15 protein-coding genes are annotated in these 12,747 nt (G+C 59.7%); all 15 read left to right on the top strand.

The annotated features are described in order from the left end of the window. Positions 1–218: 218 nt before the first annotated feature. Positions 219–1,631 (top strand): sigma-54 dependent transcriptional regulator, encoded by a 1,413-nt coding sequence (locus BMW74_RS07250; RefSeq protein WP_093415702.1) that lies wholly within the window; start codon positions 219–221, stop codon positions 1,629–1,631. Positions 1,632–1,659: 28 nt separating this feature from the next. Continuing rightward, positions 1,660–1,992: a flagellar hook-basal body complex protein FliE gene (gene fliE, locus BMW74_RS07245; RefSeq protein WP_093415699.1), complete on the top strand. Its 333-nt coding sequence runs from the start codon at positions 1,660–1,662 to the stop codon at positions 1,990–1,992. Positions 1,993–2,012: 20 nt separating this feature from the next. Further along, positions 2,013–3,689 (top strand): flagellar basal-body MS-ring/collar protein FliF, encoded by a 1,677-nt coding sequence (fliF, locus tag BMW74_RS07240; RefSeq protein ID WP_093415695.1) that lies wholly within the window; start codon positions 2,013–2,015, stop codon positions 3,687–3,689. Further along, positions 3,661–4,728 carry a FliG C-terminal domain-containing protein gene (locus tag BMW74_RS07235; protein WP_093415692.1) on the top strand — a complete coding sequence of 356 codons (1,068 nt, stop codon included), beginning with the start codon at positions 3,661–3,663 and terminating at the stop codon, positions 4,726–4,728. The genes fliF and BMW74_RS07235 overlap by 29 nt, the downstream gene beginning before the upstream one ends. A gap of 10 nt (positions 4,729–4,738) precedes the next feature. Further along, the gene (gene fliH, locus BMW74_RS07230) at positions 4,739–5,434 is read left to right on the top strand and encodes a flagellar assembly protein FliH (protein WP_093415689.1); all 696 of its coding nucleotides are present in this window, start codon (positions 4,739–4,741) and stop codon (positions 5,432–5,434) included. A gap of 3 nt (positions 5,435–5,437) precedes the next feature. Beyond that, positions 5,438–6,757 carry a flagellar protein export ATPase FliI gene (fliI, locus tag BMW74_RS07225; protein WP_093415686.1) on the top strand — a complete coding sequence of 440 codons (1,320 nt, stop codon included), beginning with the start codon at positions 5,438–5,440 and terminating at the stop codon, positions 6,755–6,757. An 8-nt stretch (positions 6,758–6,765) separates the two neighbouring features. Continuing rightward, a complete protein-coding gene (locus BMW74_RS07220; RefSeq protein ID WP_093415683.1) occupies positions 6,766–7,191 on the top strand; it encodes a flagellar FliJ family protein in 426 nt (141 codons plus the stop codon). A 102-nt stretch (positions 7,192–7,293) separates the two neighbouring features. Then, the gene (flgM, locus tag BMW74_RS07215; RefSeq protein WP_371911742.1) at positions 7,294–7,587 is read left to right on the top strand and encodes a flagellar biosynthesis anti-sigma factor FlgM; all 294 of its coding nucleotides are present in this window, start codon (positions 7,294–7,296) and stop codon (positions 7,585–7,587) included. After that, positions 7,584–8,024 carry a flagellar protein FlgN gene (flgN, locus tag BMW74_RS07210; RefSeq protein ID WP_175479163.1) on the top strand — a complete coding sequence of 147 codons (441 nt, stop codon included), beginning with the start codon at positions 7,584–7,586 and terminating at the stop codon, positions 8,022–8,024. The genes flgM and flgN overlap by 4 nt, the downstream gene beginning before the upstream one ends. A 285-nt stretch (positions 8,025–8,309) precedes the next feature. Next, the gene (gene fliD, locus BMW74_RS07205) at positions 8,310–9,605 is read left to right on the top strand and encodes a flagellar filament capping protein FliD (RefSeq protein WP_093415677.1); all 1,296 of its coding nucleotides are present in this window, start codon (positions 8,310–8,312) and stop codon (positions 9,603–9,605) included. Beyond that, positions 9,605–10,003, top strand: coding sequence for a flagellar export chaperone FliS (fliS, locus tag BMW74_RS07200; RefSeq protein ID WP_093415674.1), 399 nt, complete (start codon positions 9,605–9,607; stop codon positions 10,001–10,003). Before fliD ends, fliS begins: the two co-directional genes overlap by 1 nt. Then, complete coding sequence (locus tag BMW74_RS07195) at positions 9,987–10,313, top strand: hypothetical protein (protein WP_093415671.1); 327 nt, start codon at positions 9,987–9,989, stop codon at positions 10,311–10,313. Before fliS ends, BMW74_RS07195 begins: the two co-directional genes overlap by 17 nt. Before the next feature lie 108 nt (positions 10,314–10,421). Next, positions 10,422–11,450 (top strand): flagellar hook-length control protein FliK, encoded by a 1,029-nt coding sequence (locus BMW74_RS07190; RefSeq protein ID WP_093415668.1) that lies wholly within the window; start codon positions 10,422–10,424, stop codon positions 11,448–11,450. 67 nt (positions 11,451–11,517) lie between these two features. Then, the gene (gene fliL, locus BMW74_RS07185) at positions 11,518–12,003 is read left to right on the top strand and encodes a flagellar basal body-associated FliL family protein (RefSeq protein ID WP_093415665.1); all 486 of its coding nucleotides are present in this window, start codon (positions 11,518–11,520) and stop codon (positions 12,001–12,003) included. A gap of 9 nt (positions 12,004–12,012) precedes the next feature. After that, positions 12,013–12,747 carry a FliA/WhiG family RNA polymerase sigma factor gene (locus tag BMW74_RS07180; RefSeq protein WP_093415663.1) on the top strand — a complete coding sequence of 245 codons (735 nt, stop codon included), beginning with the start codon at positions 12,013–12,015 and terminating at the stop codon, positions 12,745–12,747.

Below are 12,747 nucleotides of genomic sequence, written 5' to 3'. Positions count from 1 at the left end.
CTAAGTGATTCGTGGATTATTTGTGAGCTGGTTAACGTTTGCGCGGTAAGTTTGTTGCGCTTCTCGGTGGCGGAGTCCCAGGCGACGTTCGCTGTTCTGTAAGAGGGCGACGCAATCGTTTAGTTCCTTAACCGGTTAAAACTATTTTTCACGCAGATGAACTATCTGCCCGTGGTCGTGACGCGTGTTTTCGCCCATCAACGAACAGGTGCTTTGCATTGAAGTCTGTCAACCAGTCAGTGGATTACACCTGCACTCAGTTGTTTGCGGACGTGCTGTCGCAACAAAAAATCGTGGTGGTTGGCGATGCGCGTGAACACAGTTACGCCTTATTGACGAAAGGCCTGCAGCGCCAAGGTTGCTTGGTCACTCGTTACGCCAGTTGTACCGATCTGAATGCCACGGTACTGAGTGAAGCTCGCCTGGTGTTTGTGTTTGTCAGCAGCGTGCCGGCGCATGCCTTGCTGGCTCAGGTCGGGGCAATGATGCAGGGCGCGCGCGCAATCAGCGTGATCCCGATCGTTGAATATGCCGACCAAGAAAAAGCCGCTGCCTTGCTGGAACTCGGCTGTGTTGATTACCTGCTGTCGCCCTTCAGCGAGAACCAGCTCAGTGCGTTATTGCGTCGCCAGGAGTCCGCACAGGCGGCGCAGGAAGATTTTGTCTCCTGCTCTCAGGGCGGGCGACGTTTGCTGGCCATGGCCCAGCGTGTAGCGGCAACCCGCGCACCGATCCTGATTACCGGGGAAACCGGTACCGGCAAGGAGTTGATGGCCCGTTACATCCATCGCTTTGGCGCCAGTGCTGATGCGCCCTTTATTGCCGTGAACTGCGCAGCCATTCCCGAGCAGATGCTCGAATCAATGCTATTCGGTCATGAGCGCGGCGCCTTTACCGGAGCGGTGAGTACCCAGCCAGGCAAGTTTGAGCTGGCCAATGGCGGCACCCTGGTGCTCGACGAAATCGGTGAATTGCCGCTCGGCTTGCAGGCCAAGCTGCTGCGCGTGCTGCAAGAGCAATGCGTGGAACGGCTCGGCGGGCGCAAGGAAATCAAACTGGATGTACGCATTATTGCGGCGACCAACCGCGACTTGCAGGTCGAGGTGGCCGAGGGACGTTTTCGCGCCGACCTGATGTTCCGTTTGGATGTGTTGCCGCTGCACATCACGCCACTGCGCGAGCGCAAGGATGATGTGTTGCCCCTGGCACGACGCTTTATTCACAAGTATGCCCCGCAGGAACAGCACCACAATCTGCTCACGGATGACGCCTGCCGCGCCCTGCTCAGCCATGACTGGCCGGGTAACGTGCGCGAGCTGGAAAACACCGTGCAACGGGCCTTGGTGCTGCGCAATGGGTTGTTTATTCAGCCGCAGGATTTAGGCCTGATCGCCCCCGCCACGGCACAGCCCGTCCAGGTGCCGCTCAGCCCGGCGATGCTGTTTGAAGGCGGCGGCAAAGCGGCGTTGCGCGCTAGCGGCAAGTGGGCCGAATACCAACACGTGATCGACACCATCCGTAAATTCGATGGGCACAAGACCAAAGCCGCGCACAGCCTGGGGATGACCCCGCGGGCTTTGCGTTACCGCCTCAATGCCATGCGCGAGCAGGGCATCCAGATCACCATTTAGTCAAAGCAACAGGCTTGGAGAGCAGAGGATGAATTCACTCATGCAGGTGCAGCAGGACATGCTGGGCCGGATGGAGCAGATCAAGGGCCTGTCTGAGGGCGCGGCGATCAAGCCCGCGCAGATATTCGAGGCGCAGCCGGCAGAAGGCTTTGCGACTGCATTCGACAGCGTGTTGTACGCCGTCAATGAGCAGCAGATAAAGGCGAGCGAAGCGGCGGCGGCAGTGGACAGCGGCAAGAGTGATGACCTGCTCGGCGCCATGATCGATAGCCAGAAAGCCAGTGTGTCGTTCTCCGCGCTGCTGCAGGTGCGCAACAAGCTCACCAGCGCGTTCGAGGAAGTGATGAGGATGCCAATGTGATCGGGCGTGGGTGCTAAGACGTGCTGCAATTTATTAAAAGCAAGCTGCCCGCCAATGGGCTGAAGCTGGATCCGCGCCTGTCCTTGTTCGGCCTGGCGGCTGTCGCTGCCGCGCTGGCGGTGGGAGTGGTGTTCTATCTGTGGCGCGATCAAGGGGCGTTTCGCCCGTTGTACGGTGCCGGTGAGGCCTTCCCCGCTGCCGAAGTGATGCAGGTGCTCGATGCCGAGGCCTTGGCGTATCGTCTGCACCCACAAAGTGGTCAAGTGCTGGTGCGCGAGGACCAGTTGGCACGCGCGCGCATGCTGCTGACCGCCAAGGGTGTGCGTGTGGCGGTGCCGGCGGGCTATGAGCTGTTCGACAAAGAGGAGCCGCTGGGCACCAGCCAGTTCGTCCAGGATGTGCGCCTCAAGCGCAGCCTGGAGGGTGAATTGGCGCGCACGGTGATGACGCTTAAAGGTGTTGAGCAGGCGCGCGTGCACCTGGCGATGGCGGAAGGCAGTTCGTTCGTGGTGAGCAAGCGTGACCCCGCCAAAGCTTCGGTGATGCTGCACATTGCGCCGGGCAACAAGCTCACGTCGGAACAGGTCGGGGCCATCGTCAACCTGGTGGCCAACAGCGTCCCGCAGCTGAGCGCAGATCATATCAGTGTGGTTGACCAGCATGGCGTGCTGCTGTCGCGCGGCCTGAACACCAGCAATGGCCCAGTGCAGAGCTGGCAAGCAGTAGAGGACTACCAGCAAAAAGCGGTCGCTAATATCGAAGAAGTGCTGGCCCCGGTGCTGGGTAATGGCAACTACCGGATTAGCGTTGCAGCTGACATCGACTTCAGTCAGCGAGAGGAAACCTTCCAGGCCTATGGCGAGTCGCCACGCTTGCGTAATGAAGTGCTGCGTGACGAAAGCGTGCTCGATCAGTTGGCCTTGGGCGTGCCCGGCTCGTTGGCGAATCGCCCGGTAGCACCGCGCGAGCCGCCCAAGCCCGGTGAGCCGAACGCGGCCCCGGCCCCGACGCAGACTGAGGCGAAGGGCGAAACCTCCTTGCGCAAGGAGTCAAACCGTCAGCTCGATTACGATCAAAGCGTCACCCATGTCAAACATGCCCCTTTTTCCTTGCGTCATCAGAGCATCGCGGTGGTGCTCAATGCCAGCACTGCGCCGGAAGGCGGCTGGACACCTCAAGCGCGTACCGACCTTGAAGCCCTGCTCAAAAGCGCCGTGGGCTTTAACCAGGCGCGTGGCGACTTGCTCACCTTGAGCGTGTTCCCCTTCACCTTGGACGCTTCGCCATTGGAGGGTGCTGCCTGGTGGGAAAGCTCCCAGTTGCATGACCTGGCCAAGCTTGCTCTGTTTGGCCTGATCAGCCTGCTGCTGTTGTTGATGGTGGTGCGCCCGGCAATCCGCACCCTGAGCAAACCCAAGGTGCCGAGCCTGGCGGTGGATGATCAAGAGTCGGCATTGATGGTGAGCGAGCGAGCTGAGCGCCTGCTGGGCCGCGCTTCATCCGAAGAGTTCAGCGCAATCAACGTGCTGGGCGAGCTGAATCCGCTTTCGGAAATTCGTCTACCGGCACCTGGCTCCGGTCTCGAGTTGCAAATCGAACATCTGCAAATGTTGGCCAAGAACGATCCTGAGCGAGTCTCGGAAGTCATCAAGCAATGGATAGGGCGAAATGAAAGAGACCTCAACCCAGCAGGTTAGTGAGCAAGGCTCACTGGCGAAGAAAGAGTTGTTGACGCACTCACAGATGCGCCCGATGAACTCCCTGGAACAGGCGGCGATCCTCATGTTGAGTATGGGTGACGCGACCTCGGCTGGCGTGCTGCGGCATTTCTCCCGCGAGGAAATCGTCAGCATCAGCCAGGCCATGGCACGCTTGAGCAACGTCAAACAGCCGATGGTATCGGAAGTGATCGGGCGTTTTTTCGAAGACTACAAAGAGCAAAGCAGCATCAAGGGTGCTTCGCGCCATTATCTGTCCGGGATGCTCGGCAAGGCGCTGGGCAGCGACATTACCCGCAGCCTGTTGGACAGCATCTACGGCGAGGAAATTCGCGCCAAGATGGCCAAGATGGAGTGGATTGATCCCAAGCAATTTGCGGCACTGATTGCCAAGGAGCATGCGCAGATGCAGGCGGTGTTCCTCGCCTTCTTGCCGCCGGGCATGGCCAGCGAAGTGCTGGAATGCATGCCGGCCTCGCGCCAGGATGAGCTGCTGTTTCGCATCGCCAACCTCAGCGAAATCAACAGTGATGTCATCGCCGAACTGGAGCTGTTGATCGAGCGCAGCCTGTCGGTCCTGTCGACCCAGGGCTCGCAAGTGCGAGGGGTCAAGCAGGCCGCCGACATCATGAACCGCTTCAAGGGCGACCGGAATCAGATGTTCGAGTTGCTGCGCGCGCATGATGAAACGCTGGTCGGCAGGATTGAAGACGAGATGTACGACTTCTTTATCCTCTCGCGGCAAACCCAGGATGTGCTGCAAGCCCTACTGGAAGCGGTACCGCTGGAAGAATGGGTGGTGGCACTCAAGGGGGCTGAGCCGGCACTGATCAAGGCAATTCAGGGGGCCTTGCCCAAGCGTCAGATGCAGCAGATGGAGTCCATCAAGCGACGTCAGGGACCGGTGCCGATGAGTCGTGTCGAGCAAGTGCGCAAGGACATCATGGGCGTGGTGCGCGAAATGGCCGACGCTGGCGAACTGCAGGTGCAGTTGTTCCGCGAGCCGACAGTCGAATGAGGGCGCAGGCATGACAGTCAAAGTGATCAAGGGCGATGCGCGCAACTGGCGGCCCTACCGATTTCCGCCGCGCTTGAACAGTCAGCCACAAGACGACTGGGGTCGCGACCCCGGGGCCATGCAGCAGGCGATTGCCGACGGTTTTCAGGACGGCATCGAGAAGGGCTACCAGCAAGGACTCCTGCAAGGCCAGGAGGCTGGCCAGCGTGAAGGCTTCGACCAGGGCCAGGCGGAAGGCTTGCGCCTTGGCCGTGAAGAGGGGCGGGCTCAAGGCCGCCAACTGTTTGAGGAGGCCAGTGCACCGCTGGAGCACGCCAGTGCGCAGGTGCGCAGCTTTCTCGGCGAGCTGGAACTCAAGCGCCGCCAGGAGCTGCTCGAGCTGGTGAAAAAAGTCTCCCAGCAAGTGATTCGCTGTGAGCTGACCCTGAACCCGACACAGTTGTTGACCCTGGCCGAAGAAGCCTTGGCGGCGATGCCGGGCGAACAGGGCGAAGTGCGTATTCTCCTCAACCCTGAGGAGTGCGCGCGGATCAAGGATCTCGTACCAGAGCGTGCGGCGGCCTGGCGCCTGGTGCCGGATGACAAGCTGGCGCTGGGGGAGTGCCGGGTAATTACCGCGCAGGCAGAGGCCGACATTGGTTGTCAGCAGCGTCTGGATGCCTGTGTCGAGACCTTGTCCGAGCACCTGCAGCTGGTCGAGGGTTAGCCCGTGCTAGAAGGCTTCAAACTCGACGAGGCGCTGCGCTCACTGGATACCGTGCAATTGGCCAAGGTCAGCGGTCGTTTGGTGCGCGTCTCCGGCATGCTCCTGGAAAGCCTCGGTTGTCAGCGGATGACCGGCCAGCGCTGCTACGTCGAACAGGGCGATGGCAGCATGCTGGAGGCCCAGGTCGTCGGTTTCAACCGCGATATCACCTATCTGATGCCGTTCAAAAAACCCGTCGGCCTGACCTCTGGCTCGCGGGTATTTCCCGCCAAGGACGAAGCGCTACTACAAATCGACGAGTCTTGGCTCGGGCGGGTACTCAATGGTCTCGGTGAACCCCTGGATGACAAGGGCAAGTTAAGCGGTCGTGATCTGTTGCCGACCGAGTTGCCGCGGGTCAATCCACTCAAGCGCCGGCCGGTTTCCGAACCACTGGACGTCGGGGTACGCGCGATCAATGCCTTGCTCACCTTGGGCAAGGGGCAGCGCGTCGGGCTCTTCGCCGGCAGTGGCGTGGGTAAAAGCGTGCTGCTGGGGATGATTACCCGCCAGACCAAGGCCGATGTCGTGGTGGTTGGCTTGATCGGTGAGCGTGGCCGTGAGGTGCAGGAGTTTCTCCTGCATGCCTTGGGCGAAGAAGGCCTGCGCAAGGCCGTAGTGGTGGTGGCTCCCGCAAATGAGTCGCCGCTGATGCGGCTCAAGGCCACAGAGTTGTGCCACACCATCGCCGGCTATTTTCGCGATCAAGGCAAGGATGTGTTGCTGCTGGTCGACTCACTCACCCGCTACGCCATGGCTCAGCGCGAGATTGCGCTGGCCTTGGGCGAACCGCCAGCGACCAAGGGTTATCCACCGTCGGTGTTTGGCATGCTGCCCGAGTTGGTGGAGAGCGCGGGCAATGGTGCCGGCGAGCAGGGTAGCCTGAGTGCGTTGTACACCGTATTGGCCGAAGGGGATGATCAGCAGGATCCGGTGGTCGATTGCGCGCGGGCGATTCTCGATGGGCATATCGTCTTGTCGCGGCGCTTGGCCGATGTCGGGCATTACCCGGCCATCGATGTCGCGGCCTCGGTCAGTCGCTGCATGAGCCAGGTCAGCACGCCAGCGCATCAGGGGGCGGCGCGCCAATTCAAAGAGCTCTACAGCACCTTCGAGCGCATCAAAGAGCTGATCCCATTGGGCGGCTACACCCCAGGGATGGACAGCAAAACCGATCGCTCGGTGCAGCTGGCACCCAGTATCGAGCGTTTCCTACGCCAGGATGTTGGCGTGGCCGCCGATCTGGGGCTGAGCATCACCACCTTGCAGAGCATCATTAAATAGGCGGCGTGATGAAACAACAGATTGAGGTGTTATCGCGCTTGGCCGGTCTGCGCGGGAGCCGGGTGCAGCAGATGCTCGGGCGGGTGACCTATCAGCAGAATTTGTGCCAGCGCTATCGCAACAACATCGTCGGCTTGGGCCGCTTGTGCAGCTACACCGTACCGATGACGACCCCTTTGCAGCGCGATAATCAGCAGCGCTACAAGGACACCTTGCACAAGATGGTCGAACTGCAGCAGCGCGAGCTGGTACTGGCTGAAGAGAACCTGGCCCGCATTCAAGGCGAACTACTGGCCGCCATGCGCAGCGAAAAGGTAGTGGCGCAGGTGATTGATACAAAAATGCAGCAGTGGCAGCAATTGCTTGCCCAGCAGGAACAGAAGATCCAGGATGGCCTGGCTGCGCAGGCCTGGTGGCGCGCGCAAGGCACTTGAGTCGTTAGCTGCAGGCGGATGCCCCCGCAAGTGAAAATATTTGCGCCCGGGCATTTAAGTCAACGCCACTGGCGGTCGCCTATTTGGCTGTAACCCCAAGAATTGGATGAGATCATGGAAATCAGCAGGCCGTTCAAGGCCGGTTTCAACGTGCCGAGCGAGACTTCGGCGCTGAGCAATGCTGAGCGGCCAGGCCCGTCTGCGGCGGCAAGCATGACGGCGCGCAGCCCGGCTCCGCGCTTAGAACATGTGCAGGACGCGCTGCGCAGCCTGCCGGATATCGATCTGGATAAGGTGGCGGCCTTCAAGCTGGCGCTGCAGCGTGGCGAAATCAGCACTGACACGGCGGCCTTGGCGAGCAGCATGTTGAGCTATCACAGCGGCAGCGATGTGTGAGTAAGCGCGAGCAACTGCTGAAGGTGGTTGAGCAGGATGTGCAGCTCGACTGCACTGACTACTTGAGCCTGCGCGACTTGATGCAAGGGTTGTATCAACAGTTGCTGGAGCGCAATAGCCCGCAGATTGACCAGCTCAATGCACAGGTCGTTACCTTGATTGATCAGGTACGCCTGCGTGCACAGCGGCGCAGCAAAATTCTTACGGCCTTTGCTTTCGCACCTGACAATGCCGCGTTGCAGCAGCTGTTTTTGCAGTTCCCGCCCAGTCGCGGCGATGCCCTGCGTCACGCCTGGGCTCAGCTCGCTCAGTTGGTGGCACAGTGCAAGCAGCTCAATGAGCGCAATGGCAAATTGTTAGCCATGCACAACGACATCCTCAGTCAGTTGCTCGGCGATGGTCGAGACGCCCCGTTGTATACGCCGCAGTTTTTCTGAGTCGGCGTTCCCCCTTTTAATTTTTCTTCCCTCTTCCTGACTTTGCCTGAGCGCGACGTTCGTCGGCGCAGTGCGGCGTGACGCTTAAGAAAAGCCGGCTGGCTGTCGCCTATCAAGGGGTAATGACCGGCAGTCGCGAATGCGGAAACAGGCCTTCCCTTTGTCGCGCATTCAGAGGCGAGCGGAAGTGGTCTTTCTGCATGGCGCAGGCTGATGCCCGTATAAAACCAGCGTTTGGTTCTTGGCACCGTAATTGCTCATACCTCATTTAAAGGAGCGCTCCAGATGGCGATAGATTCCGACTACATCAAGAAAATGTCCACGCAGCTAGCCAACTATGAGGTGCAAGCGGCGTTGGCCAAGGCCAATCGCAACGAAGCGAACTACAAGGCTCAGCTCACCGCGGTGAACTCGTTGGACAGTTCGCTGAAGAGCTTCAGCTCGGCGATCAAAAGCATGAAGAGTGCCGGTAGCACCATGCTGATCAACAGCGCCACCTTTAGCCAGGAGGGGGTTGCCACGGCGAAGGTCGGGACCACGGCTGTTCCAGGTAACTACCAGTTCTTCGTTGAGCAGTTGGCCACGCGCCATCAGGTTTCCCTGGGTGGACTGACGGCCGCCGACCTGGGCAGCGGTAGCTTGAATATCGGTCAGGACGGTAAGTCATTCAGCGTCGACCTCAGTAAGACCGCGACCCTGGACGAGTTGGCTGCGGCGATCAACAACGCCGCGGACAACAGTGGGGTTAAAGCCACACTGGTACGCAGCAACGGTGAAGTTTCATTGGTGCTCAGCAGTGAGAAAACGGGTGAGGCCAATGCCCTTAGCCTGAGCGCGACCGGCAATACCGCGCTGGACGGCGCGTTGGCAACCAAGCAGGAACTGAGCAAGGCTCAAGATGCCAAGGTGCGCCTGGGGGGCGAGAGCGGCATGTTGCTGACCAGTGCCAGCAACACCTTTGAAAACGTGATTGACGGCGTCAGCCTGACCTTCAACAAGGTGCACAAGCCGGGTGATCAGGCGTTGAGCATCGACATCGGTCAAGACAAGACGGCAACCAAAGACAAGGCGCAGTCGTTCGCCACTGCGCTCAATACCCTGATGAGCACGTTCGACACGCTGACCGCCAGTGGCGGTGAGGATAGTACCCGGGGCGTCCTGGCCGGAGACTCCAGCATTCGCGCCATCGAAAACCTGCTCAACCAAGTGGTACGCAACCCGTACGGCGGCGTCAGCCTGATGGAGTTCGGTATCAGCGCCGATCGCAGCGGCAAATTGGTGTTGGACGCCACCCGTTTCGAAAAAGCTGTGGCGGCCAACCCGGAAGGCTTCGAGAAACTGTTTACCGGCAAGGACAACCTGCTCGAGAGCATTGAGAAGAACCTCTCGGTGTATACCAGCAGCGCCAATGGCCTGATGAAAGCCCGCAAGGACAGCTTGAACAACCAGCTGCGCCGGGTCGACGAGCAGTTTGAAAACATCCAAAAACAGTACGACAGCTACTACGGTCGCTACCTCAAGCAGTACACCAGCATGATGCAGACGATGTCGGCGATGGAACAAACCTACGGCCTGTTTTGATGAGTACCTATCACGTGAATGAAAGCTACGACAGCTACCGCTCGATCGATCTTGAGTCGCGCACGGCCGCCGCCTCGCCCTATGCGCTGGTGCTGGTGCTGTTTGACGGCTTGCTGGATGAGTTGGCGCGTGCCCGTGGGCATATCGAAGGTAAGCGTTATCAGCAAAAAGGCCAGTCACTGGAAAAGTGCCTGAACATCCTTAATGGCCTCAACGGTGCCCTCGATTACGAGGGCGGTGGTGAGCTGGTGTTGGGGCTCTCCAGGCTCTATGACTACTGCATCTATCGCCTCTCTGATGTCAGCGTCACGCTGTCGCTCGAAGGGCTGGATGAAGTGGTGCATTTGCTCGCAGAGCTGCGCGATGGCTGGGAGGGTGTGCATGCAGTCCGCGGCTAGGCGTCAATTGCTATTGCGCTTTGTTGCGGTGCATGAACAGCTGGCAGAGGTGGTGCAAAGCAAAGGCTGGGAACGTTTCGCGGCGATCGATGTGAGCGTGCGCGAGTGCCTGCAAGCCCTGTCCACAATGACTGAACCCGGAGAGGAGTTGCTGCGCGTCAAGCAGCAGCTCAAACAGTTGTATGCGCAAGCGATCAAGGCCTGCGCGCAAGCCTGTGAACATCTACGCCAGAGCTTACTGACACACCTTGAGTATGCCGAAGGGCGCTCTGCTTATTTACGCGTCGATCTGTTTCAAGGTGGGAGATAAACCGTGCTTCAGTTAGTCACTCAGGGGGCTGCGTCGGCTGTACCGACACAGGATAGCGAGGCACGGCCCGCGCGTGGCAGCGCTGAACAACCCGGCTCAGCGGAGGCTGTGCTGGGTATTGGCGAGCTGTTCGCCAGCGAGTTGGACAGTGTTGCGCAACAGCAGGATGCACGGTTCGGGGAGCTTGACCCCCTGCCCGAGGTCGCCGTCGAGGCGCAGGCGGACCCCGATGACACGGCTCAGATTGAACCGACGCTGGAGGCTGAGCAGTGGTTGCTGAGTATGCTCGGCCAGCGCGAAGTACAGCTGCAAGCGCGGGATGCGCCGTCATCGGCCCAGGTTGGGCCCGCGGTGATCAGCGACGCAACGACCGAGCGGGGTGTGGTGTTGGCCTTGCCGCTGGACGCCCGCTTGCCCGCGCCGGATAGACCGACTCACTCCGCCGGGGGACGCGTCACCGCCAACGACAACACCATGGGCCTACTGACCAACCAGCCCGTCGTGCCGGACTCGGCGCGTTCGACAGCGCTACCGAAGGCCGAAGCACTGTTGCCGACCCAGGTTAAACCGGTTGATGTGGCGTTGTTGGCGGCCCTGGAGCCTCTGGAGGCTGCCACCGGAACGCCGGCAACTGAGGTGGGCGATAGCGTGACACCTGCCTCATCGACCCCGTTGCAGTCCGCATCTGCGGCGGCCGTGGAGCGCTCAATCAGGTTGCAAGGGCCAGAGGCCAAGTGGGGCGAGCAGATGCTCGGTGCGTTGCGTGAACACGTTGAACTGCAGGTGCAGCAGCGTGTGCAGAACGCCACCATCCGTCTCGATCCGCCTGAGCTGGGCAGCATGGAAATCTTCCTCAGCCATGAGTCGGGGCGTCTCAGCGTGCAGATTACCGCCTCTCAGGCCGATGTCGCGCGCCTGTTGCAACACACCAGTGAGCGTCTGCGCCAGGAGTTGGTTGGGCAGCACTTCACCCAGGTCAGTGTCGGTGTGTCCAGTGACGGACAGTCGAGCCAACAACATGCACAGCAGGGCCGCGCACGCTTTTTTGGTGAAGCCGAGATAGCGGCCAATCAAGCCAGTGACGCACGGACAGAGGAAAAAGCTGCGGCCAAGCGCGATGTATTGATCACTGTTTAAGCGCGTCGTCCCAGCCGCCGGCTGGACGTGAAAATTATTAACCCGTGTGTGGATTTGAGAGTCAGCTATGTCAATGCCGCGAGTCATTCTATTAATGCTCATGCTAAATATCGCCATTACGCTGGCGGGTTTCACCTTCACCTACAGCCAGATCAAGGCCAGACCAATGGCGGCTGTCAGCACCGTTGAAAGCGATGCCTCAACTGGCTCGGCGCAAGCCGAAGAGGAGGTGGAGTTGACTGAATACACCTTCTTCCCGATAGAAAAAATCATCGTCAGCCTGCAAGGCGAGGGCCGTGAGTACTACGTTGTGCTGGACCTGGTGCTGCAGGCAGAAGCTAAAGCCGACGTCAAAAAGCTCGAACAGATCGACCCCATGGTGCGCACCTCGGTGGTCGCCCTCCTGTCGAGCAAGTCACTGCGTGAGGTGCGGGCCATGTCGGTCCCCGAATTACAGGCGGTACTGGAAAAGGCGCTGTTGGCGGATTTCGCCAGCAAGAAGCTGGTGCTGCCCTTCGCGCATGTGCTGGTCAGCAAACTGATCGTTCAGTAGGGCGCGGCGATGAATGCCACCTGTGCCATCGACTCCGACTACAGCAGCCCTCACGGCGGTCACTCGGTGTTTGCTCCGGGGGCTGAGCAGCGGTGGTTGTTGCAATACCTGCCGTTGGTCAAGCGCATCGTCAGCCAGCTGTCGCTGCAAGCCAATCAGGTGCTGGATCGTGAGGACATGGAGCAGATTGGCTTGATGGGTTTGCTCGAAGGGTTGCGCCGCTATGGCACGCCGGACGAGCACTTTGGCCGCTTTGCCGCATTGCGTATACGCGGCGCGATTCTCGATGAGCTGCGCCGCCAGGATTGGCGTCCGCGACAAGTGCGCCAGCAGGCGCACAAGGTCCGTGATGACATTCGCAAACTGGCGCGCCAACTCGGACGGGCGCCGCTCGATGAAGAAATTCTGGCCTTTACCGGATTGGTCGAAAAGGACTATCAGGAGTTTCTTCGAGCCGAGTCCTGTGAGGCGATCGAGAGCCTTGATGAGCTGTTGCAGAACGGTCATGAAGGGTTTCTCGAAGCGGCGGTCGGTATTGAAGAGCGGGTGTTCAAAGAGCGCTTGCTGGAGCAGGCGCTGAGTCAGTTGAGTGAGCGCGAACGCTTGGTACTGACACTGTATTACCAGCACGAATTGAGTCTGAAAGAAATCGCCCTGGTGCTTGAACTGAGTGACGCTCGGGTATGCCAGATCAGTAAACAGGCGATTGACAAGGCCTGTCGATATTTAACCGAGAGAGCTTAA

The organism is Pseudomonas sp. ok272 (genome assembly GCF_900109995.1).
Lineage (GTDB): Bacteria > Pseudomonadota > Gammaproteobacteria > Pseudomonadales > Pseudomonadaceae > Aquipseudomonas.
This window is presented reverse-complemented; position numbering and strand designations above follow the sequence as displayed.